This window comes from Blautia massiliensis (ex Liu et al. 2021) (assembly GCF_052064225.1).
Lineage (GTDB): Bacteria > Bacillota > Clostridia > Lachnospirales > Lachnospiraceae > Blautia_A > Blautia_A fusiformis.
On the sequence record NZ_JBQHWA010000012.1, the window covers coordinates 71,775 to 93,300 of the forward strand.

At 43.9% G+C, this 21,526-nt stretch carries 21 protein-coding genes and 1 riboswitch; all 21 genes read right to left on the reverse strand.

Translation table 11 applies throughout. The features are described 5' to 3' along the window. Position 1: 1 nt before the first annotated feature. Positions 2-391, reverse strand: coding sequence for a 4Fe-4S dicluster domain-containing protein (locus ACTNDQ_RS06735; RefSeq protein WP_015524685.1), 390 nt, complete (start codon positions 389-391; stop codon positions 2-4). After that, positions 388-1,182 carry a CoB--CoM heterodisulfide reductase iron-sulfur subunit B family protein gene (locus ACTNDQ_RS06740; protein WP_441064269.1) on the reverse strand — a complete coding sequence of 265 codons (795 nt, stop codon included), beginning with the start codon at positions 1,180-1,182 and terminating at the stop codon, positions 388-390. Before ACTNDQ_RS06740 ends, ACTNDQ_RS06735 begins: the two co-directional genes overlap by 4 nt. 375 nt (positions 1,183-1,557) lie before the next feature. Beyond that, positions 1,558-2,997 (reverse strand): L,D-transpeptidase family protein, encoded by a 1,440-nt coding sequence (locus tag ACTNDQ_RS06745; protein ID WP_441064271.1) that lies wholly within the window; start codon positions 2,995-2,997, stop codon positions 1,558-1,560. A gap of 215 nt (positions 2,998-3,212) precedes the next feature. Next, positions 3,213-4,457, reverse strand: coding sequence for a 3-isopropylmalate dehydratase large subunit (locus ACTNDQ_RS06750; RefSeq protein WP_173733213.1), 1,245 nt, complete (start codon positions 4,455-4,457; stop codon positions 3,213-3,215). Between the two features lie 21 nt (positions 4,458-4,478). Beyond that, positions 4,479-4,970, reverse strand: coding sequence for a LeuD/DmdB family oxidoreductase small subunit (locus ACTNDQ_RS06755; protein WP_015524680.1), 492 nt, complete (start codon positions 4,968-4,970; stop codon positions 4,479-4,481). A 135-nt stretch (positions 4,971-5,105) separates the two neighbouring features. Continuing rightward, positions 5,106-6,356, reverse strand: a complete 1,251-nt coding sequence (locus ACTNDQ_RS06760; protein ID WP_138277378.1) for a 3-isopropylmalate dehydratase large subunit — start codon at positions 6,354-6,356, stop codon at positions 5,106-5,108. 3 nt (positions 6,357-6,359) lie between these two features. Next, positions 6,360-6,842, reverse strand: coding sequence for a LeuD/DmdB family oxidoreductase small subunit (locus tag ACTNDQ_RS06765; RefSeq protein WP_022426042.1), 483 nt, complete (start codon positions 6,840-6,842; stop codon positions 6,360-6,362). A gap of 269 nt (positions 6,843-7,111) precedes the next feature. After that, complete coding sequence (locus ACTNDQ_RS06770) at positions 7,112-8,491, reverse strand: MATE family efflux transporter (RefSeq protein WP_334303510.1); 1,380 nt, start codon at positions 8,489-8,491, stop codon at positions 7,112-7,114. A 126-nt stretch (positions 8,492-8,617) separates the two neighbouring features. Beyond that, complete coding sequence (locus ACTNDQ_RS06775) at positions 8,618-9,169, reverse strand: collagen-like protein (RefSeq protein ID WP_278796145.1); 552 nt, start codon at positions 9,167-9,169, stop codon at positions 8,618-8,620. A 122-nt stretch (positions 9,170-9,291) separates the two neighbouring features. After that, entirely contained in the window at positions 9,292-10,371 is a 1,080-nt protein-coding gene (locus tag ACTNDQ_RS06780; RefSeq protein ID WP_279199179.1) for a tetratricopeptide repeat-containing glycosyltransferase family 2 protein, read from the reverse strand. Between the two features lie 104 nt (positions 10,372-10,475). Then, the gene (locus ACTNDQ_RS06785; RefSeq protein WP_441064275.1) at positions 10,476-11,123 is read right to left on the reverse strand and encodes an HAD family hydrolase; all 648 of its coding nucleotides are present in this window, start codon (positions 11,121-11,123) and stop codon (positions 10,476-10,478) included. Between the two features lie 18 nt (positions 11,124-11,141). Next, positions 11,142-11,615, reverse strand: a complete 474-nt coding sequence (gene ribH, locus ACTNDQ_RS06790; protein ID WP_006427673.1) for a 6,7-dimethyl-8-ribityllumazine synthase — start codon at positions 11,613-11,615, stop codon at positions 11,142-11,144. A gap of 29 nt (positions 11,616-11,644) precedes the next feature. Next, entirely contained in the window at positions 11,645-12,862 is a 1,218-nt protein-coding gene (locus ACTNDQ_RS06795) for a bifunctional 3,4-dihydroxy-2-butanone-4-phosphate synthase/GTP cyclohydrolase II (RefSeq protein ID WP_278796142.1), read from the reverse strand. An 18-nt stretch (positions 12,863-12,880) separates the two neighbouring features. Further along, on the reverse strand, positions 12,881-13,534 hold the full coding sequence (gene ribE, locus ACTNDQ_RS06800; RefSeq protein ID WP_278796141.1) for a riboflavin synthase: 654 nt from the start codon (positions 13,532-13,534) through the stop codon (positions 12,881-12,883). Beyond that, positions 13,516-14,643, reverse strand: a complete 1,128-nt coding sequence (gene ribD / locus ACTNDQ_RS06805; RefSeq protein WP_173722393.1) for a bifunctional diaminohydroxyphosphoribosylaminopyrimidine deaminase/5-amino-6-(5-phosphoribosylamino)uracil reductase RibD — start codon at positions 14,641-14,643, stop codon at positions 13,516-13,518. The genes ribE and ribD overlap by 19 nt, the downstream gene beginning before the upstream one ends. Before the next feature lie 275 nt (positions 14,644-14,918). Then, a riboswitch (FMN riboswitch) is annotated at positions 14,919-15,033 on the reverse strand. 119 nt (positions 15,034-15,152) lie between these two features. Next, complete coding sequence (locus ACTNDQ_RS06810) at positions 15,153-15,920, reverse strand: zinc ribbon domain-containing protein (RefSeq protein ID WP_278796139.1); 768 nt, start codon at positions 15,918-15,920, stop codon at positions 15,153-15,155. Between the two features lie 450 nt (positions 15,921-16,370). Then, on the reverse strand, positions 16,371-17,699 hold the full coding sequence (locus ACTNDQ_RS06815; RefSeq protein ID WP_441064279.1) for an ADP-ribosylglycohydrolase family protein: 1,329 nt from the start codon (positions 17,697-17,699) through the stop codon (positions 16,371-16,373). A gap of 295 nt (positions 17,700-17,994) precedes the next feature. Then, positions 17,995-18,141 (reverse strand): hypothetical protein, encoded by a 147-nt coding sequence (locus tag ACTNDQ_RS06820; protein WP_278796136.1) that lies wholly within the window; start codon positions 18,139-18,141, stop codon positions 17,995-17,997. Positions 18,142-18,154: 13 nt separating this feature from the next. Then, positions 18,155-19,222: a macro domain-containing protein gene (locus tag ACTNDQ_RS06825; RefSeq protein ID WP_441064281.1), complete on the reverse strand. Its 1,068-nt coding sequence runs from the start codon at positions 19,220-19,222 to the stop codon at positions 18,155-18,157. A 501-nt stretch (positions 19,223-19,723) separates the two neighbouring features. Beyond that, complete coding sequence (tsf, locus tag ACTNDQ_RS06830; protein ID WP_110102467.1) at positions 19,724-20,662, reverse strand: translation elongation factor Ts; 939 nt, start codon at positions 20,660-20,662, stop codon at positions 19,724-19,726. 36 nt (positions 20,663-20,698) lie between these two features. Continuing rightward, a complete protein-coding gene (gene rpsB / locus ACTNDQ_RS06835) occupies positions 20,699-21,442 on the reverse strand; it encodes a 30S ribosomal protein S2 (protein WP_044960678.1) in 744 nt (247 codons plus the stop codon). Positions 21,443-21,526 lie beyond the last annotated feature (84 nt).

Consider the following 21,526-nt stretch of genomic DNA (forward strand, 5'->3'; position numbering starts at 1 on the left):
CTCACCTCCTGTATCTTCTGAACGCACTTACGAGCAGCTGCTGAGGAAGCTCCGGATCAAGAAGCTCCGGAATTTCATTTGGTGAAAGATAGTCTCCACCTTTTTCCCGGACAACCAGCTGTCTTGCCCCGTCAATGATCTTTCCGGGTTTTACGTCTCGCGGACAGCGCTCCACACAGGCAAAACAGGAAAGACATTTCCACAGGGATGCTGAATTTACAAGTGCTTCGATATTTTCATTGATCACGTAGGACACAAACTGATGAGGCTTGATATCCATCTCGTCAAAGGATGGGCAGGTAGCAGAGCATTTGCCACACTTCATACATTTCAGAGGATTGGTCCCGCTGATCTCCTTTATTTTTTCCGCAGCAGAATGGTTATCTCTCATTTTGCCACCTCCTCATTGACGCCAAGGGCTTCTGCCAGAAGCTCTGTAAAATAGTAAACCGGCATTTTATTTCCGGAATTTTTATTCAGATTGTATTTGCAAAGCGGACAGGCAGTGATCAGCATATCTGCGCCAAAGCCTGCTGCGCTTTCTTCAATCTTTTCACACATATTCTGTGACATTTCTTTTTCTTTCAGGGATATATATCCTCCACAGCATTCATTTCTGTAAGGATAGATCACAGGCTCAGCGCCAAGGGCACGGATAAAATCCTCCATGATCCTTGGATTTTCCGGATCATCAAATGCCATGATCTTTCCAGGTCTCAGAAGCAGACATCCGTAATAGGCTCCGATCTTCTTTCCGGTAAAAGGATTTACTACTTTTTCTTTCAGTTTATCAAAACCGACTCTGTCCCGGAGAACCTCCAGATAATGGAGAACGGTTGTCTCTCCTTCATAGGGAGCTTCCAACTGCATATAATTGTTGGCTCTGGTCCGGATATCTTCCACATTTTTCATATCATCATTGACACGCTTGATCACATGATGACAGGCTGAACAGATCGTCACCAGATCCTGGCCTTTTTCTTTTGCCTGGTTTAACGCACGGACGGAAGAAAGCTTTGTGGCGATCTCGTCTGTGCCAAGCGGATAAACACCACCACAACACTGCCAGTCCTCGATCTCCTCAAGCTCAAACCCAAGGGCTGTGGCACTGGCTCTGGCATACTCATCCAGATCTTTGGCCTTTGTTCTCAGGGTGCACCCCGGATAATAACTGTACTTCATACCTTTCATTATCCTTTCTTAGTCTAAAATCTGACGTTTATAGTAGATATTCTTGTTCATATATTGTCTTTTTTTTAACGATACATGAATAAAAAAATGAAATCTCAACTAACACTTATTTGAGTTTTTTTATCAATTTGCACTCAAATAAAAGAGAAAAACACTCTTCCTCCGCAATTAAGAAGTGTATTAGCTCGATTTCCGAAATCATCATATCACGTTATTTCTGTTTCGACAAGGCTTTTTCGATATTTTTTTGTGTTTTTTTTAACGTACTTTTGAAAAACCTTATCATTTACGATCCTGCTTCCATGATAATTTTCATTTTCGGGCATAAAAAAAGCTCCGGATCTCTCCGAAGCTTTTTTGCTCCTATCAGTAAATAATGATCGGATAACCTGCATCAATAGTGTTATAGATCAGTGCTGCCTGATCCTTAGGCAGATTGATGCAGCCGTGGCTTCCGTTGGTTTTATAACGGTTCCCGCCAAAGGATGACTGCCAGGACGCATCATGAAGTCCCTGTCCGTAGACAAAAGGCATCCAGTAATTAACCTTTACATCGTAACCATATTCATTGCTGGTAAGGTTAAAGGGACTCGCCTTGTAGGCGATCGGCCATGCACCACGATATGTTTCACGCCCCTTCACCGGCTTACCGCTGACAATATCTGTTTCCGTCACAAGGCTTCCGTCCTTATACAGCCACAAATGCTGTGCATCCAGACTGACCTCTATGTAACTGCCTGCCAGATCGTCTGTTCCGTTTCTCTGGTATCCTTTTTTGCTGTAAACAGGCTCTCTTGTTACAGCAGTACCACTTTTCAGGTCTTCCAGAAGCTGAGCATACTCTCCGTCCTGATCGATCCGGTATCCGTACTCATTTCCCTCAATGGTCACATCCGTTCCCGCAGATGTATGAAAGGTACGGGGAACATAAATGGTATTGTATTTGTTGGCAAGCTCACTGATGTAGGCTTTAATGGCTTCTTCATCTAAAGTCAGCGTCTCCCCTTCAGTCTTCAGCCAGGATGTGATCGTATCGGAATCCAGAACAGCCGTTTCACTTCCGAATGTATAAGTTACTGTACTGCTGCGGTATTTCTTCAGCTGGCTGTTCAGGTCTGTAACCTTATTTTTCATATCCTCTGTTGCAGTGACAGTCGGACTTACATACACATGCTTGTTGATCGGTACTGTAATGATATCTCCAAGAAGAGCCGTATCAAATGCTGCGTTCAGATTTGTGTCCACAGTAGTCTCCAGCTTATCCGGATCGATTTCCGTCCCCTGTACCTGCTTCACAAGAGTGAATTCTTTTTTCTCCTTATCGTACTGAATGGCTGCATCAACAGAAGCTTTTCTTTCTTCCGTACCGAAATTTGAAAGATCGAGAGCCTGCTTTTCCTGCTCCTCATCTTCCTCGATCTGACATTCCGGTTCTATATTTTCTTCCTTTGGAAAAAGCTTCCGACTCTCTTCCCGCTGTTTCTGAATTTCTGTAAGCTTACTCAGAAGGGCTTCTTCATTGAGACTGTAGCCCAGCTCTTTCAAAGTAGTACTGTAAACTTCCTGATCATTTTCCTGAAAGGATACCGGACGATCTGCAAATTCCGCAGCGATCTTTTCTTCTGCCTGCTTTGCATCCAGTCTGGAAACATCCACTCCCCATATGGAAATCTTCCGTCCTAGCGTATTGTGATCTGCCAAGTATGTATAGACAAATAACCCTGCCACTGCCAGGATTGTTACGCCAATGCAGATTCCAAGTATGATCTTCAGTGTCTTTTTACTGATGGTTGATCTTTTCTCCATACCCTTATCCCTCGAGTCTTATGTAATATATGTTATGTTGTCACACTGGCTGTTATTATAATACAATAAATCCCATTTTCTGTAAAAATGACTTATCCCGGATCCTTCTGATCCGGTAAAAAAAGACAGACTGACGCCTCTGCGAAAATCTGTCTTTCTCATACGTTTCTTTATCTGTTTCTGGCAACAGTATTTCTCTCAGGATCTTCTGCTTCTTATTCCGGCATTACGATCTTGCCTGCAACGGCACAGGCTGCTGCTGTTTTCGGAGATGCCAGATAGATCTGGACCTTGGAAGTTCCCATACGTCCCAGGAAATTACGATTGTTGGTTGCCACGACCTTTTCACCGTCTGTCAGGATTCCGCCGGTCCTTCCGCAGCAAAGTCCGCAGCCCGGATGTGTAATGACAGCCCCAGCTTCCGCAAGAGTATCCAGAATGCCAAGCTCAATAGCCTGACGGTAAATTTTGCGGCTGGCAGGAGTCACGATCAGCTTTACAAAGTCTGCAACCTTTTTGCCCTTCAGCACCTCTGCTGCCGCCATAAGGTCCTCCAGACGTCCGTTGGTACAGGAACCGATGAATACCTGGTCGATGGTCTCACCCTGAAGCTCACTGACATCACGGATCTTGTCCACCTGAGACGGACATGCCATTACCGGCACAAAATCCTCTGCTTTATAAGTTATGGTCTTCATGTAGACAGCATCCTCATCTCCCACAAGACTCTTCTGATAATCATCAAGCTCTACGTTGCAGTAAGCAGCTGTCTTCTCATCCGGTGTGAAAAGTGCACATTTCGCACCGGCCTCAATTGCCATATTCGCCATAGTCATACGGCTTGCCACAGACATATTTTCAATGGTGCTTCCGCAAAATTCCAGAGCACGGTAAGTAGCTCCATCTGCACGAAGATCACCGATCAGGCGGAGGATGATATCCTTGGACATGACATTCTCCGGAAGTTCTCCGTCGATCACAACCTTTATGGTTTCCGGAACCTTGATCCACATGGTTCCTGTTCCCAGGATGCTGGCCATCTCTGTGTAACCGATGCCGGAAGAAAACGCACCGACACATCCATAAGTCGTGGTATGGCTGTCTGTGCCAAATACAATATTACCGGGTTTAACATAACCTGCCTCAGTCATAAGCTGATGACAGATACCGTCACTTCTGTGTACGTTTTTCATGCCATATTTAGCTGCAAAAGCATCTCCCACATGGAAATGTCTGGTATCATCCTGCTGACTTGCCGGTACAAGATGGTCATAGATCAGAACAACCTTGTCCGGATCCCACAGCTTCTGAAAGCCCATCTCCTCAAATTTTTCCGCTACAAACGGAATAAAGATATCATGGATCATCACTCTGTCCACATTGACCGTCACGATATCACCAGGCTTTACTGCCTTGCCTGTATTATGTCTGATAATTTTTTCAATGATCGTCTCGCCCATTATTTCTCTCCTCTCCGTTTTTTAGTCCAGGCCGTTCAGCTTACGCATGGCTTTTACCAGTCCGCCAGCCTGGATGATATCCATCAGATTCTCCGGAAGAGACGCGATCGGGTACTGTTTTCCATTGTGCTCTACATGCTCATTCATTACTACCGTAACCTGATCTCCCTCTTTTACATTGTCATGAAGATCCGGCTGCTCAATAAGAAGAAGGCCGTTGTTAATGGAGTTGCGGAAAAAGATCCGGGCAAAAGATTTCGCAATGACACACTGCACACCCAGTGCCTTGATGATCTCCGGTGCCTGCTCTCGGGAGGATCCGCATCCGAAGTTCTTTCCTGCTACAATAATGTCGCCCTTTTGGATCTGTCCGGCCAGCTCCGGACGAAGGGGACTGAATCCGTACTGTTTCATATCGTCAATGGTTTTCAGTGCAAGGTACTCCGTCGGGATAATGATATCCGTATCAATATCATCACCAAGTACCCACACTTTTCCTGTAAATGCTTCCATATGTATATCTCCTGTTTATTCCGTTCCGTATCATCAGGCAAATGTTTTCTGTCTGCCCAGTTATAAGAACCCACGCCGAAACGGATCATCCTCTGATAATTTCTGAATATATTATTTAAATCTTTTCTGAAACTCTTATACTCTGTCAGCAGTTGCAATCTCACCTGCAACGGCAGATGCAGTAACTGTTGCCGCAGATCCCAGGTAAACCTTAGAGCTCGGATGCCCTGCACGTCCCTTGAAATTACGGGTTCCTGTGCTGATCAGAACCTCATTCTCGCCGATAACACCCTGGCAGCTTCCCCAGCATACACTGCAGTTCGGGTTCATAACAATAGCCCCTGCTTCCATGAAGATATCGATAAGCCCCTCCTTTAATGCCTGACGATAGATGGTCTGGCTTGCAGGAACAACCAGGAAACGAACTCCCTCTGCAACTTTTTTGCCTTTGATCACCTCTGCGCCTACACGGAGATCTTCAATACGGCCGTTATTGCAGGAGCCAAGGAACGCTTCGTTGATCTTGATGCCGCAGGTTTCCTCAGCCGGAACCACATTGTCAACAAAGTCTGGCTTCGCTACAACCGGACGGACTTTTGAAAGATCAAAGGTATACTCTCTTGCGTAAACAGCATCCGGATCGCTGTGATATACCGCTTTTGGCTCACGTCCATGCTCTTTCAGATATTCCAGAGCTTTATCATCAGCCTCAAAGATTCCTGTCTTCGCACCGGCCTCAACAGCCATGTTGCAAAGTGCCATACGGTCGCTGATGCTTAAGGTTCTGGCGCCCTCACCGGTAAACTCCATTGCCTGATAGTTGCAGCCGTTTGCCCCGATCTCACCGATAATGGTAAGGATCAGATCTCTTGCGTAAACACCCTCAGGAAGCTTCCCTGTCAGGTTAAATTTTACGGTTTCCGGAACCATGACCCAGGAAGTTCCGGTTACCATTCCGTAAAGGAAATCTGTACATCCTACACCGGTACCGAAAGCACCAAGTGCTCCGTAGGAACAGGTATGGCTGTCAGCACCGAAGATCAACTGTCCCGGACGGACATAATTCTCGATCATGATCTGGTGGCAGACACCCTTTCCTTCCCAGAAATCAATATTATTTTCTCTTGCAAAATCTCTCATCTTTTTCTGGGATGCCGCTGTTTTCGGGCTGTCAGACGGTACGTTATGGTCTACGATAAATACCAGCTTCTTTGTATCTGCAATATGAGGATTTTTTAATTTATTGTTGTACATATCAACAGTCAGATGTGTGGTTCCGTCATTGCTCATCAGATGATCCAGTGAAACCGTATAGATATCTCCGGGTTTTACACTGTCCACTCCAGCCGCTGCCGCGATGATTTTTTCTGCGATCGTCATTCCCATCTCTTATTCCTCCTCACGGTTCAGAGAAGCGATAAGGCCGCCCTGATTCAGTATATTCTGCATGTATTCCGGCAGTTTTGTGCAGGAATAAGTCTTACCATTGGCAACAGCAGTTCCCTCGGACATATGAAGCTCCAGGGTATCTCCTGTCTTCACAGCATCCGGAAGATCCTTACAGACAATTGCCGGAAGTCCGATATTAATGGCATTGCGGAAAAAAATACGGGCAAAAGATTTCGCAATAACTGCCTTTACTCCAAGTGCCTTAAGAACACCCGGTGCCTGCTCTCTGGAGGATCCGCATCCGAAGTTCTCTCCTCCAACTACAAAATCTCCCGGTTTAACCTTTTTGGAAAAATCCGGATCCAGTGATTCAAATGTGTGGCCCTTCATTTCATCCAGATTCGGCAGGAGCAGATACTGGGATGCAATGATCTGATCGGTATCAAGGTCATTATGAAATTTAAAAATTGTTCCCTTATCCATAAAACAAGTTCCTTTCTGATCGTTATCTATTTCAGGGCAGTCATTCCTCCGCTGCCCTATTCGTCCTATATTCTAACACAAAACATCATATAATTAAAATGTATATTTTTGATACTTAATATAATCTCAGGTTATAAAATCAATTTCCAGGCTGTAAGCATTGTCTGCTGTCCAGGAGCAGACGCTGAACCGGCTTATTTTATTTTCCCTGTAAATGCAGAAAAGCGGAACTATGTCCGCTTTCTCTGATATTCTACGTATTAATTTTATTATGCAGTTTCTCGCAAAAGCCGACTATGCACCTTCCGTCTTACAAACCAGAAACAGATCACCTGCATAACGATCGTAAAGATCCAGGATGCCGGGTAGGAAATAAACAGTACCTTCAATGATCTGTGTGCCGGGAAAATTCCGAATATCCACACGATCCGGAGCCCGACGGTTCCAATGATCGACAGGATCATGGGGACACCGGAGCGGCCCATTCCGCGCAGTGCTCCCGGAAACAGATCCATCTGTCCGCAGAGGAAATAGGTAACTGTGGTATAGGCAAGAATCTCCATTCCGCATTGGATAACCTTAGGGTTTTCCGTATAGATCTTCAGAAGCTGCGGACCGAAAAAGTATGCACCACAGCCCATGGCAAAGGATACGACAAAGGACAGGATCATACAGTCAACAAGTACCCGGTCCATACGTTTCGGTTTTCGCACACCATAATTCTGACTGGTAAAGCTCATGCAGGCCTGGGTAACTGAATTTACAGACACATACAGAAATCCGAAGATATTGTTTGCTGCCGTATATCCTGCCATTGCAATGGAGCCAAAAGAATTTACAGAGGACTGGAGCAGCACATTGGAAAAATTGATCACTGTACTCTGGATTCCTGCTGGAAGCCCTACCTGAAAAATCTGTTTCAGATATTCCATATTTATGGAAAGACTCGAAAAACGCAGCTGATAGCTTCCCTCTGTCTGATACAGGCATCGGAGAACAAGGATACAGGAGATCAGCTGAGAAATCACGGTTCCGATTCCGACACCTGCCACACTTAAATGACAAATGATCACAAAAAACAGGTTCAGAAGCGCATTGGCACAACCGGAAATGATCAAAAAGACCAACGGCCGCTTGGTATCTCCCACTGCACGCAAAATTGCTGCGCCATAGTTATACAGCATAAAAAACGGCATTCCCAGAAAATAGATACGCATATAAAGAGTAGAAAGATCGATCACATCCTCCGGCGTATCCATCAGCTCCAGGCAGATTCTGGCAAAGATCACTCCCAGAAATGCCATGATGATCCCGCTGATCAGAGCCAGCAGGATCGATGTATGTACTGTTTCTGACATTTCTTCATCCTTACCGGCAGCATAAAATCTGGCTGCCAGCACATTGGCACCAAGAGAGATCCCGATAAAAAGGTTGGTAAACACATTAATCAGTGCGGTAGTGGAGCCTACTGCCGCCAGTGCCTCACTTCCGCTGAAACGTCCCACTACCACGATATCCACTGCATTGAACATCAGCTGCAGGATACCGGACAGCATCAGCGGCAGTGAAAACGAAATCAGCTTGTCCATGATCGACCCATTGCACATATCGATCTCATACTTGTTTTTTTTCACGATTTCATCCCCCATAATCATACTTAGACAAAAATATTATAGCACCTTTCGTCGGAAAGCTACAATGAAATATTTTTATGGAGAATATGCAGCGGCTGCATAAAATACGCAGCCGCACATTAACGTGTGTTTATCATTTCACTATCTTTCCAGGAGTCCTGCATCACGAAGGTTTGCAAGAAGTGCATTAAAATCCTCCACAATATCATCTACCGTTGTTGCATTTCCAACAGCAGCTGCCGGGGTTACTGTTCCAGCAGGGCCGGTGGCTCCGGCTGCTCCTGCCGGGCCAGTGGCTCCTGTTGCTCCTGTTGAACCTGCTGGACCGGTGGCTCCTGTTGCTCCTGTCGCTCCCATTGCTCCCGCTGGACCAGTGGCTCCCGTTGCTCCCGTCGGACCTGTTACTCCTGCCGGACCGGTGGCTCCTGTTGCTCCAGCCGGACCAGTGGCTCCCGTATATCCCTGTATTCCCGGTTCCCCCTGCGGTCCCTGAGGACCCATAGGACCCGGAACTCCCGGACAGCCTCTGGGACCGGTTGGTCCTGTAGGTCCCACAGGGCCTGGGCAGCCTCTTGTTCCACATCTGTCACATCCACAGGAACTATGATTTCCATAACAGGACATACAGGACAAATCCTCATGACTGTCCTGCTGCATTTCCATTTCCTTACGTTTTCGATGCCTGAACAGCATTCTTCGATCACCTCATAGGATAATAACTTTCCCTACAGTATATGACAACAGCTTTTACCTGTGCATAGGATCCCCGCAAGCTTGTACCCTGCCAGAAAAATATAATAAAGATATCTTTTCTTTTATGCCAGACCATATTTTTCCCAGAAATATTTCTGATCATACAATACTCCCGGATCTTCCGGCTTCAGTCCCTTCGCTTTCTTATGAAAAAAGAATGCCTGCTCCGGACATCCCATCTTATCATAACAAACGCAAAGCTGCATATATGGCACAAATCCATGACACTCAGCCATAAAAAATCCACATTTTTTCTTATCTGACGGCACAGTGAGCGCCTGCCCGTACCAGTAGCCAGCCTGTCTGGGAAGCTCTCTTTCCAGAAAAATCTTTCCGACCTCACAACAGATTTCCGCCCTCGGCACATCCATAGTCAGACTGTACAGAAAAGCTTCCAGTGCGTACTTTTTTTCTCCCATTTTCCGGTAGCACTGTCCAAGTACAAAACAGGCATCGATCTTATTTTCCAGCCATCCGGACGGATTTTTCAGGAACTCCACCAACACAGCCTCTGTCTCCGGATAACGCTGATGATAATACAGTTCTCTCCCATAATAAAGCTGATGTCTGGGTTCCAGCGTTTCTCCTCCTGCCAGCATTTTTTCATAAATGCGAAGATTACGGTCCGGATCACCTTTTCCACATTTCCGGTGCCGGATCACCACATCTGAATAAATGATATTTCCCTCCGGAATCACAGTTTCATGAACTGCCCCATTCCATCTGAAATTTCTGGATGTTTTCATTATCCGCTCCCGAAAATAAGAAAATGTTGTTCTCCCGCTCTGGTCAAATCCTGCCGCATATTCCATCATTACAACATCTGTTCCGGGATCCAGAGTTTCTTTAAGACTCTTCAGTTTTTCCAGATTTTCTTCATCCAGGACATCATCCGCATCCAGCCACATCCAGTAATCGGTGCGGACTTTTTCCAGAAGAAAATTACGCGGAGCAGAAAAATCATCACACCAGGGAAAATCAAACACCTGCGACGTATACTGCTCCGCGATCTCTTTTGTTCTGTCTGAAGAACCGGTATCTGCAATCAGGATCGCATCCATCACCTGAGAAACCGGCTTTAAAATCCTCTCAAGAACTGCTTCTTCATTTTTTACGATCATACATAGACTGAGGGAAATCATATTTCAGGATCCTTCGGATTTTTATAATATTTATGCCGTTCCCGTCAGTCCTATGCCTTCTGTCAGTGTACAGCTTCTGCTTTCGGATAAAGCTGAGCTCATCCTCATATCACCAACTGTGGTATATCCTCTATATGTTCTGCAAGACGATCTGCTCCGTTCAGCTCCCCGCTCTCACCATATCCATACAGGCATCCTATAAATGGGCTTTTGCAGGCTCTGGCACATTCCAGATCCTGCCTCCTGTCTCCGACCACCAGATAAGGGCCTGTATATTCCCGGATGATTTCCTGCACGATTTCTGTCTTTGGACGGAATCCATACGATTCGCAGTCATAAAAATGATCGAACCATCGTTCCATCCCAAATTCCTTCCAGTGCGCCTCACGATAGGAAGCTTTACAGTTACTTAAGATCACAAGATGATATCCCCGGTTCTTCAGGGCTGTAAGCATCTCCTCTGCTCCCGGATACCACACTGCCTTATGCTTCCTGATCTGTCTGACCATCAGTTCTCCTACCATCCTGCTCGCCTGCTCTTTATAGCTCTGATCCAGCTCCGGCAAAAATGTATTCCACATCTCCTTACTGTTAAATCCCAGCCAGCCGGCAATTTCCACCGAGCCTATCTCCCGTTCTTCTGCAGCCTTCTGTTCTGTCAGCCACTGATAGGTTTCACGAAATGCCGGTTCATAGATTCCAATGGTATGATGGATCGTTCCATCATAATCGAATATGATCGTTTTTGTCATCATTTATTTCCCTATCTATTAGAGCTGCTTCATCAGATTGACCATCTCGATCGCAGATAACGCACAGTCATAGCCTTTATTTCCCGCTTTGCTTCCTGCACGCGCAATAGCCTGCTCGATATTCTCAGTCGTGATCACTCCGAATAAGACCGGGATCCCTGTTGCAAGTTCAACCTGTGCGATCCCCTTGGCAGATTCATTGCACACCAGATCATAATGTGAAGTATCTCCACGAATGACAGCTCCCACGCAGATAACTGCATCATATTTTCCGGACTGTGCCATTTTCTGTGCTGTAAGCGGAATCTCAAATGCTCCCGGCACCCATGCTGCAGTAATATTCTCTTCTTCTACTCCATGTCTTACCAGTCCGTCGACTGCCCCTCCCAATAATTTATTCACAATGATCTCATTGAATCTCGCTGCCACGATGCCAACCTTCATTCCCTCCGGTGCTACTACTTTTCCTTCTACTAAATTGATCTGTCTCATTTTTTCTTCCTCCTGCTATTTGCTGTTTTTTATAAATTTATTTCCTTAAAAATATGACCCATCTTTTCCTGCTTCGTCTTCATATACTTCCGGTCATATTTTTGTACCGGAATCTCCAGAGGTACTCTCTCATTGATCTTCAGCCCGAATTCACCAAGCCCATAGACTTTATCCGGGTTATTGGTCAGTAATCTTAATGATTTCACACCAAGGTCTGACAGTATCTGTGCCCCAACCCAGTACTCTCTGAGATCCGGTGCAAACCCTAACTTCACATTAGCCTCCACGGTATCATATCCCTGTTCCTGAAGCGCATAGGCTTTGATCTTATTGATCAGTCCGATCCCTCTGCCTTCCTGTCTCATATACAGAATGATCCCTCTGCCTTCCGCCTCTACCTGGCGCATCGCTGTCTGCAGCTGCAGTCCGCAGTCACATCTGAGCGATCCGAATGCATCGCCTGTCAGGCACTCCGAATGTACACGGCAAAGCACATCCTCACCATCTCCTAGATCACCTTTTACCAGTGCCAGATGATGCTCTCCTGTAATGTCATTGATATAGCCATACATTTTAAAATCACCGTACTGCGTTGGGAGGTTTGCAGCTGCTTCCTCCTTTACATGCTTTTCATGTATTCTTATATAATCCTGCAGATCACGAATCGTAATAAATGTAAGGTTATGCTCTTTTGCCATTTCCCATAGCTGTGATGTACGCATCATAGTGCCATCTTCTTTCATAACTTCACAGCACACACCGCATTCTTTCAGTCCGGCAAGTCTCATAAGATCTGTTGTTGCCTCCGTATGGCCATTTCGTACCAGAACCCCGCCTTTTCTGGAAATAAGCGGAAATACATGTCCCGGTCTTCTGAAATCCTCCGGTTTTGACTGATCATCCACACACTTCGTAATGGTATAGGAGCGTTCTGCCGCAGAGATACCGGTGGTTGTATCTGCGTGGTCCACTGCCACGGTAAATGCTGTACTGTGATTGTCCGTGTTCTCAGCAACCATCGGCGGAAAGTTCAATCTCGCCGCAATTTCTGCACTCATCGGTGTACAGATAAGACCCTTTGCATAAGTCGCCATGAAATTAATATTTTCCCGGGTTGCAAACTCTGCCGCACATATCAGATCTCCCTCATTTTCTCTGTCCGGATCATCTGTGACCAGAATTATTTTTCCTTTCTTAAGATCCCTAAGTGCCTCTTCAATTGTGTTGTACTGATAATTTTGTGACATAGTGTATATCCTCCTGTTCTAAAACCCGAATTCTTCAAGAAACTCCATCGTAATTCCGGATTCTTTTTTCTCTTCTTCGTTTTTTCTGATGCCAAGCAGTTTTTCTACATATTTTCCAATCACATCATTTTCCAGATTAACCAGATCCCCCGGCACCTTTTCCAAAAGGGTGGTTTCTTCTCCTGTATGTGGAATGACCGACACCTGAAAACCAGTTTCATCAACCCTTGCAACTGTCAGGCTGATCCCATCAATACAAACGGATCCTTTTTCCACGATCAGATGCAAGATCTGTGGCGATGTCTCAATCGATACCCAGATGGCATTTTCTTCCCGGAGCATGGAACGTATCACTCCAGTTCCATCAATATGACCGCTTACTATGTGTCCCCCGAACCTGCCATCTGCAGCCATTGCACGTTCCAGGTTTACCTGGCTTCCGGCTTTACAGCTGCCAAGACTGCTTCTTCTGATCGTCTCTGCCATCACATCGGCAGTAAATCCGTCCGGCTGAATCGACGTAACTGTCAGACACACACCATTCACAGCAATACTGTCACCGATCCTTGTCCCTTTCAGGACTTTCCGGGCTTTCACTGCCAGGATCCCTGATTCTCCTGTCAGCTGTATATAACGGACTTTTCCTTTCTCTTCTACGATTCCTGTAAACATGATTCCTCCTGTTTTTTCTCACACACCTGACATCTTATCCGGATGTCCTCACCGATCTGGCAGATATCTGTATATTTCAGTTCTACTGCTTCAGACGGGAATTCAACTCCGATACCTTCTACCGGTGTCTTCCCGGCCACACCACCAAACAGCTTTGGTGCCACAAAAGCCTGTACTTCCTTTACAATTCCGGCTCGCAGGGCACTGTCATTTAACGTACCGCCTCCCTCCAGGAGGATGCTGTCAATACCCCTGTTTCCAAGATCTGTCATCAGCTTCTTAAGGTCTATCTGATCCTTTTCATCCGGACAGTAAATGGTCTCAACTCCCATGGTATGTAATATTTTTATTTTTTCTTCTGTATTTTTCTGATCTGCATAAGCCACGATCGTCCGGTACTTTTCCGCACTTTTTACGATCTGACTGTCCGGCGGGATCCTGAGCTTACTGTCGCACACAATCCTGACAGGACTTTTCCAGCCTTCTACCCGGACGTTTAACATCGGATCATCTGCAAGCACAGTTCCAATACCTGCCATAATCCCCATGTACTGATGCCGCATATGCTGTACTTCTTTTCTTGCCGCTTCTCCGGTGATCCATTTTGATGCTCCTGTCTTCGTTGCGATCTTCCCATCCAGTGTCATGGCATACTTCATCACCACGTATGGGGTTTTCGTAGTAATATAATGGAAAAACACCGGATTCAGCTGATCACATTCTTCTCTCATAAAATCTTCAACTACTGTTACACCGGCTTCTCTTAACATCTGTACACCTTTTCCTGCCACTTTCGGATTCGGATCCCGGGAACCGATCACCACTTTTCTGATCTTCTGTTCAATGATCGCTTCCGTACATGGAGGTGTTTTTCCATGATGACAGCAAGGCTCCAGCGTAACATAAATCACCGCACCTTCTGCTGGTTCTGTAAGAGAAGCAATAGCATTACGTTCTGCGTGAAGTTCTCCATACTTTTTATGATAGCCTTCCCCGATGATCCTTCCGTCTTTTACGATCACTGCCCCTACCATCGGATTGGGATTCGTCCAGCCTTCTCCTTTTTTGGCCAGCTGAATCGCCCGAAGCATATATTCCTGATCCGTCATTTTTATTCCTTCTTTCTTATTCCTGTTCTTTGCCTGGTACGCCGAGTCTTTTAGACCTGTGCAATCGGATTCACAGACAAGTGAGTGGTATATTTATTTCGAAAACGATGTGCCAAATACAAAAAAAACCTGCAGAAATATCTGCAGGGTGGAATTGATCTGTTACATATGATCAATAAATGAATGTCTGATTATTTCCTACATAAAAAGCTCTGAAATGGATCACCATCTCAGAGCTCTGATACTACATTCATTCATACAAAAATCAACTGTACTATCATCTTCTTCCATCCAGACTATACTGTCGGCCCCGGAATCTCACCGGATCATGCCTTTCGGCTCGCGGGCTCTACCGCCGGTAGGGAATCACACCCTGCCCTGAAGATATCTTTTTGTTTATTTTAATACTTTATCTGTTATTTGTAAAGCGGAATTTTTATTTTACTCATTCCATGCGGAATATTATCAGTGAACGGTAACGAAACTAATCACTAATCCGCATACTATACTCATCTTTTTTTGTATATAACCAATTCAGGATTTTCACCGTCTTTCTCATATGTACATATCATAATAAAATCCATATTTGCCAGAATACCGAAGTATCTGTCCCCTCCGAATTCAGATTCCATTTGATTTCCCAAATAAGTTTTCTGGTCATCCAGAAATTTCACTTTTTGTCCATTTGGCAGTGCATATTCCAGATTTACATATTTACCTACAAGTGCATTCAGTCTGTCTACCCTTGGAAGTCCATCTATATGTAAATCATTTATTTCATTTATCAATTGCATTTTAAACTCTTCAAACTGCCCATTGTCACTAAGTTCCTCATACCTTTTCCAGTAATCTAACTTTGGAAGCATTTCTTTCAGATAAGAACGTGCCTGTTCTTCGGTAAAGTTTTCATTTACCATATTCTTAACACACACATCAATCAATTCATCCATATCATTATATGTGTATGTTCCATCTGCATAGCACCACTTACAATACTCCTCATTTAATGTGCCATCCTTATCACGTCCCAATATGGAATCATCATCAATTGGCATCCCGCAGCACTGGCAGATCAGCTTTCTGGGTTCTCCCAAAAGCGTATTGATCGATACATCAAATTCTTTCGATAAGAGCTTAAGTGTATCCGTGTTTGGAACGGTATCTCCATTTTCCCAACGGGATACTGCCTGCCTTGTAACCATGATTTTATCTGCCAGCTCGTCTTGTGACATTCCTCTTTCAGTACGAAGTTTCAAAATAATATTTTTTGTTTCCATAGTCGTCACCTCCATAACCACATCATATAGATAAATCCATATTTTGAAAAGCAACCTGCTGTTGCCATACCCTGTCTATATGATTTGATTATCACTCTTTGGTCATGACTTTCTTGCACCAGGTTCTTGTCTTACAGTGAGGACCTTTTAAATATCCTATCTATCTTCCTGTCTCCCCATATTGCAACATAAATCCAACATCAAACACACTTATCGCAATAATCATCAGCACAATCTTAAAGCTGACCATCTATCTTTTTATATATTTTTGCTTTCTTACTTTTCACCATTTTTGTTGTCCTTAGAACTTCACTTCTTCCGGTTCATGTGTAAATGATGAAAATATAGCTGTCGCATTCGATTTTCTCAGACCTAAGCTATTGTCCAGACTACAGTAACTGTAATCTTTTATTATCAGCTTCAAACTCTATTCTCCCTTTTCCTGTAACTTTAATTGTTCTCACCATCTTTGCTCTTCCTTTCATTCTCATAATATTCATATCCGCTGATTAAAAGCTCTATCATCTTCTTTGTCATCTGAATATACTTACCAAATGGATTAATCACAATTCCATTAATCTTTTCCCATTCCAATGCCAGTTTAAGGATTGATAAAATAGGCTGATTCATCTGAACATTTCCTGCTGAGCCCTTATGCATTTCCTCAGAAGATGTAAATACTCCAATCCATTCTTTTCCACCAGCATCTTTCACAGTTTCCATTTTAAGTTTTACATCATGATCAAGCGAAATTGTGTCACCCACCTTTACTTTGTTAATCTGCTCTTCGGATATGAAAGAATCCACAGTAATATAAGGCACCACAAATTCTCCTGCCTGCTGCATTCTTGTCACCATAGCTTCCATAAACAACAACATTCCATTTGCATCCTGCTGAACATAATACTGATCTATTGCAGCTTCAATCATTTGATTTGCCTGTGTCCCATTCTTATCATCTGAATCGACATTTCTATCTCTGCCAAGAGCATGATCAAACTCATCAAGAAGATCCGTCATCAAGCCTTCATCAAGCCGGCTTCTACACTCTGCAATCAATACAGCCGGAATTCCATAAAATGCTTCTGCAATACTACCTGTAATAGCACCAAGCGTATCAGTATCTCCACCAAGTGATACTGCATTCCGTATGGCATCCTCAAAATCTTTGGATTCCAGAAATGCAATAATTGCCTCCGGTACTGTTCTCTGACAAGTCTCATCCATATGATATCCTGGTCTGATCTCATCAAGTGTTCTATCAAGATTGTAATGAAACTCCCTCTCGATGTATTCTTTAATTTCTTCTTTTGAAGATTCATTCCTAGCCATGTATATTGCACTGGCGGTTGCCTCTGCACCCTTAATGCCTTCCGGATGATTATGTGTCACATTTGCTGTCGCTCTTGCTACCTCTCTTGTTCTTTCCAGCGAATCATAAAGCCATCCTGCGGCTGATACTCTCATAGCTGAACCATTCCCATAACTTCCGTATGGCTTAGGATTTCTTTCTCTAAGCCAATACCTGAATCTTCCACCATAACCTGCATATGGATATCTTTTCCCCCAATCCTGCATGTTAGTTACTACCGCCTCTTCAATTTCCCGTACTGTAGCTTCCGGTCCAACTGCAAGAAGAGCTTCTCCAACCGCTATTGTCATAACAGAATCATCTGTAAAGTCACAGCCTTTAGTAAACAAATCAAATTCCTTTGTTTTATCTCCTCTATCAAACTCAAATGGACTTCCTATAATATCTCCTAAAATTGCTCCGTACATATATGCCTCCAATCCCCGGATTACTCCGGCAACTCTTTTTCTTTGTTACAATATGAGTATAGTTAAGAAGCATCTTTATATGGTCGCTGTCCGGGCGACACTTTTTAAGACAAAACAAACGCCGATGCTATAAGTACCGACGTAACATATGCTAATCAATATTTACTTGTAAACTCTTCATAGAAAATGTCTTCTTCCTCAGCAGTTGTACCCTTATCAATAAATTCCTGTAGATCTTTTTTCATGTTATCAAAGACTTCCTGACTATGCCTTTTATCACAAAAAGCTGTATGCATCATACTTCCATATAACCACATGTAATTGCATCATACCTTTTACATCTTTCCAATGTTATCCTGCACGATTCTTTATATTCCTCATCTGCAATAATCGTGCCGCCCTCACTGCCAATTGAATCAGGCTTATATATGTCATTCCACATATGCATCTTGCTCCTATACTCCAAGAATTTCATTCGTATATTTAAACAAAGTTACATTCAACTGTATAATATCATACTGCTTATCTATTATTGCCTTCTGTACAATCAGATCCACCTTACTGCTTGGACTAAATGCCCAGTCTGCTCTGGCAAGTAAATCTCTTGACTGTTCCAGATCAAGCTGCAGTGCAATGCAAAGTGCCATTACAGTCTTCTTCTTCGGATGATAATTCTGGTCACACTGGATCTTTGAAAAATGTTTCCTGTCAAGATTTGCCCGTTTCCACACATCTTTATTATCAAGATGTGCTTCGTAAATCAGTTCAAATAATTTATCATGAAAGGAAACTCCTATGTTTGCCAGCTGCTCTTCCAATGAAATATTTTCTAACGGCATGAGCAATTCTGTCATGCCAGTATCTGTCATTTCCTCAAATGGATAGTTGTCTTCTTCTCTTTGAAGCATTTCTTCATTGAAATCTTCTTCTGCCAATTCTTTTATACGAATACATCTTCTGCTCCTTATCGGATACTCTTTTCTATGGATTTCTCTGACATAATTTGCATCTATATAAGAATCAATATCCCCAACAATCTGACCGGACAGCTGAAAAGACCTTTTATCAAACACTACCAGTATGATTTCCATTTCATTTTCGGTAAGAAACCGGCTGAATGCTGACACAGCGATCTGTAATGCCTTGTCCTTCGGAAATCCATATACTCCTGTCGAAATCAGGGGAAATGCTATACTTTCGCACTCAAGTTCCAATGCTTTCTGTAATGACTTTCGATAGCAATTCTCAAGGATTTCTAATTCACGATGCTTTCCATCTGTCCATACCGGTCCTACTGTATGAATAATATATTTTGCCTTTAAGTTATATGCACCAGTAACAGCAATATTACCTCTTGCAATTTTGCCGATACTTGCTCTTTCGGCAAGAAGCTGTTCTTTTCCTGCCGCCTTATATATGGCTAAATCTGTACCGCTTGCACATATCGGATTCGGATTTGCAGTATTTACAATCACATCTGCTTTGACCTTTGTTATATCGTTGCGGACAATCTTAAATGGCATTGTAACACCTCCTTATCCATGCCTGCATTGCGTTAATATCTTCCTTATCTGCTTATCTGTTGAATTCGGATACATCTCATGCATATAATCTACATTCTCCATATCTGCCGGGTCTGCTAATCCAACTGTGGCAATTATTATTTTCTTATTCTGACATTGCGAAATCTTTGCAGGGGTTTTCTTCATTCCTGAAATACAACTTACTGTTCTTCTATTGATTCGATATTTTCAATCCGCATCAGCTTAACTATCTGTTTATCTTTTTTCTCTGTATAACAAATCGAAACCGCCACATTTTTCTTAAAAATCATGCGAAGTTTGCGTTAATGAATTCGTATAGCAGTTTTACGAAAACACTGATGAACATTTTACGAAAATCCGCCCAAAAAGTTACATAAATTTATAATGCAATATATGAAGTGGATAATATAAGAAAAACCCTTGAAAATACTGGATTTTCAAGGGTTTTATGGATCTTATTAAAGATCTGCAGATATCAGATTATTTACCCATCTGCTTTGCAACTTCCTCAGCGAAGTTCTCTTCTTTTTTCTCAAGACCATCGCCTGTCTCGTAGCGAACGAAGCCTTTGATCTGGATCTTAGCGCCGTTCTCTTTTGCTACCTGCTCTACGTATTTAGCAACGGACTGTTTTCCGTCCTCTGCTTTTACGTATGTCTGGTCAAGAAGGCAGATTTCTTTAAGCTCTTTCTTGATACGTCCTGTGATCATTCCCTCGATAACCTTAGCCGGTTTCTGGGACTCCTTCGGATCGTTCTGGATCTGAGCCATAAGAATCTCTTTCTCATGCTCGATGTAGTCAGCGCTTACTTCCTTGTCGCTTGTGTACTGCGGTTTCAGAGCTGCGATCTGCATAGCTACGTTCTTAGCCATCTCTTTAACAGCATCGTTAACAACATCTGTCTCAACGTCTACAAGAACGCCGATCTTTCCACCCATATGAGTGTAGGAAGCGATGAATCCGTTCTGCTCCTCAACCTGAGCAAATCTACGGATGTTCATGTTCTCGCCGATTACTGCGATCTGAGCTGCAAGAGCCTCTTTTACAGTCTTAGTTGTATCAAGTGCCCATGCCTCAGCAAGGAAAGCATCGATATCAGCTGCTGTTGTGTTAAGTGCCTGTGCTGCAACATCTGCAACATAGCTCTGGAATTTCTCATTCTTTGCAACGAAGTCTGTCTCAGCATTAACCTCAACAACGACTGCTTTCTTTCCATCCTCTGTTACCAGAGTTTTGCAAAGACCCTCTGCTGCGATACGGCTTGCTTTCTTCTGTGCTGTAGCAAGACCCTTCTCACGCAGGAACTCAACTGCTTTATCCATATCACCATCTGTAGATGTAAGAGCTTTCTTACAATCCATCATTCCGGCGCCGGTCATCTCTCTTAACTCTTTTACCTGTGCTGCTGTAATAGCCATTGTTCGTTTCCTCCTGAAATATTCTGTTTATACGAATTATTCCTCTGTAGCTGCAAACTCCTCAGACTCAGCCTCGATCTCGCCATCTGCCTCAGCAGTTCCCTGCTTAGCCTCGATAACAGCGTCAGCCATCTTGGAAACGATGAGTTTTACTGCACGGATAGCATCGTCATTTCCCGGGATCACATAGTCAAGCTCTTCCGGATCACAGTTAGTATCGCAGATACCGATAAGCGGGATTCCAAGTGTATGAGCCTCCTGTACGCAGATTCTCTCTTTTTTAGGATCTACGATAAAGATAGCATCCGGGATTCTCTTCATCTCTTTGATTCCGCCAAGGTTCTTCTGAAGCTTAACAAGCTCTTTGCGAAGCTCGATAACTTCTTTCTTAGGAAGTACGTCGAATGTTCCGTCAGCTTCCATTGTCTCGATCTCTTTCAGTCTTGCGATACGGCTCTGGATTGTCTTGAAGTTTGTAAGCATACCACCAAGCCATCTCTCATTTACGAAGAACTCTCCACAACGCTCTGCCTCTGTACGGATAGCATCCTGAGCCTGTTTCTTAGTTCCTACGAAAAGGATGTGTCCACCGTTGGCAACGATATCTGCTACTGCATTGTAAGCATCGTCAACCATTCCTACAGACTGCTGAAGATCGATGATATAGATACCATTTCTCTCTGTGTAGATGTACGGAGCCATTTTAGGGTTCCATCTTCTTGTCTGATGTCCGAAATGAACACCTGCCTCTAAAAGCTGCTTCATTGAAATAACGCTCATGTCTTTTCTCCTTTTTGGTTAAATTCTTCCGCACAGGTCGCCTTCTCTCTGGACCCATCCTCACACCGTAGGGCACCATCCTTA

What these genes read in the sequence shown, in the direction of transcription:
- ACTNDQ_RS06735 (WP_015524685.1), bottom strand. Translation starts at nt 391, where the DNA reads ATGAGAGATAACCATTCTGCTGCGGAAAAAATAAAGGAGATCAGCGGG.
- ACTNDQ_RS06740 (WP_441064269.1), bottom strand. Translation starts at nt 1,182, where the DNA reads ATGAAGTACAGTTATTATCCGGGGTGCACCCTGAGAACAAAGGCCAAA.
- ACTNDQ_RS06745 (WP_441064271.1), bottom strand. Translation starts at nt 2,997, where the DNA reads ATGGAGAAAAGATCAACCATCAGTAAAAAGACACTGAAGATCATACTT.
- ACTNDQ_RS06750 (WP_173733213.1), bottom strand. Translation starts at nt 4,457, where the DNA reads ATGGGCGAGACGATCATTGAAAAAATTATCAGACATAATACAGGCAAG.
- ACTNDQ_RS06755 (WP_015524680.1), bottom strand. Translation starts at nt 4,970, where the DNA reads ATGGAAGCATTTACAGGAAAAGTGTGGGTACTTGGTGATGATATTGAT.
- ACTNDQ_RS06760 (WP_138277378.1), bottom strand. Translation starts at nt 6,356, where the DNA reads ATGGGAATGACGATCGCAGAAAAAATCATCGCGGCAGCGGCTGGAGTG.
- ACTNDQ_RS06765 (WP_022426042.1), bottom strand. Translation starts at nt 6,842, where the DNA reads ATGGATAAGGGAACAATTTTTAAATTTCATAATGACCTTGATACCGAT.
- ACTNDQ_RS06770 (WP_334303510.1), bottom strand. Translation starts at nt 8,491, where the DNA reads ATGGGGGATGAAATCGTGAAAAAAAACAAGTATGAGATCGATATGTGC.
- ACTNDQ_RS06775 (WP_278796145.1), bottom strand. Translation starts at nt 9,169, where the DNA reads ATGCTGTTCAGGCATCGAAAACGTAAGGAAATGGAAATGCAGCAGGAC.
- ACTNDQ_RS06780 (WP_279199179.1), bottom strand. Translation starts at nt 10,371, where the DNA reads ATGATTTCCCTCAGTCTATGTATGATCGTAAAAAATGAAGAAGCAGTT.
- ACTNDQ_RS06785 (WP_441064275.1), bottom strand. Translation starts at nt 11,123, where the DNA reads ATGACAAAAACGATCATATTCGATTATGATGGAACGATCCATCATACC.
- ribH (WP_006427673.1), bottom strand. Translation starts at nt 11,615, where the DNA reads ATGAGACAGATCAATTTAGTAGAAGGAAAAGTAGTAGCACCGGAGGGA.
- ACTNDQ_RS06795 (WP_278796142.1), bottom strand. Translation starts at nt 12,862, where the DNA reads ATGTCACAAAATTATCAGTACAACACAATTGAAGAGGCACTTAGGGAT.
- ribE (WP_278796141.1), bottom strand. Translation starts at nt 13,534, where the DNA reads ATGTTTACAGGAATCGTAGAAGAGAAAGGAAAAGTCCGTTATATACAG.
- ribD (WP_173722393.1), bottom strand. Translation starts at nt 14,643, where the DNA reads ATGACGGATCAGGAATATATGCTTCGGGCGATTCAGCTGGCCAAAAAA.
- ACTNDQ_RS06810 (WP_278796139.1), bottom strand. Translation starts at nt 15,920, where the DNA reads ATGGAAACAAAAAATATTATTTTGAAACTTCGTACTGAAAGAGGAATG.
- ACTNDQ_RS06815 (WP_441064279.1), bottom strand. Translation starts at nt 17,699, where the DNA reads ATGTACGGAGCAATTTTAGGAGATATTATAGGAAGTCCATTTGAGTTT.
- ACTNDQ_RS06820 (WP_278796136.1), bottom strand. Translation starts at nt 18,141, where the DNA reads ATGTGGAATGACATATATAAGCCTGATTCAATTGGCAGTGAGGGCGGC.
- ACTNDQ_RS06825 (WP_441064281.1), bottom strand. Translation starts at nt 19,222, where the DNA reads ATGCCATTTAAGATTGTCCGCAACGATATAACAAAGGTCAAAGCAGAT.
- tsf (WP_110102467.1), bottom strand. Translation starts at nt 20,662, where the DNA reads ATGGCTATTACAGCAGCACAGGTAAAAGAGTTAAGAGAGATGACCGGC.
- rpsB (WP_044960678.1), bottom strand. Translation starts at nt 21,442, where the DNA reads ATGAGCGTTATTTCAATGAAGCAGCTTTTAGAGGCAGGTGTTCATTTC.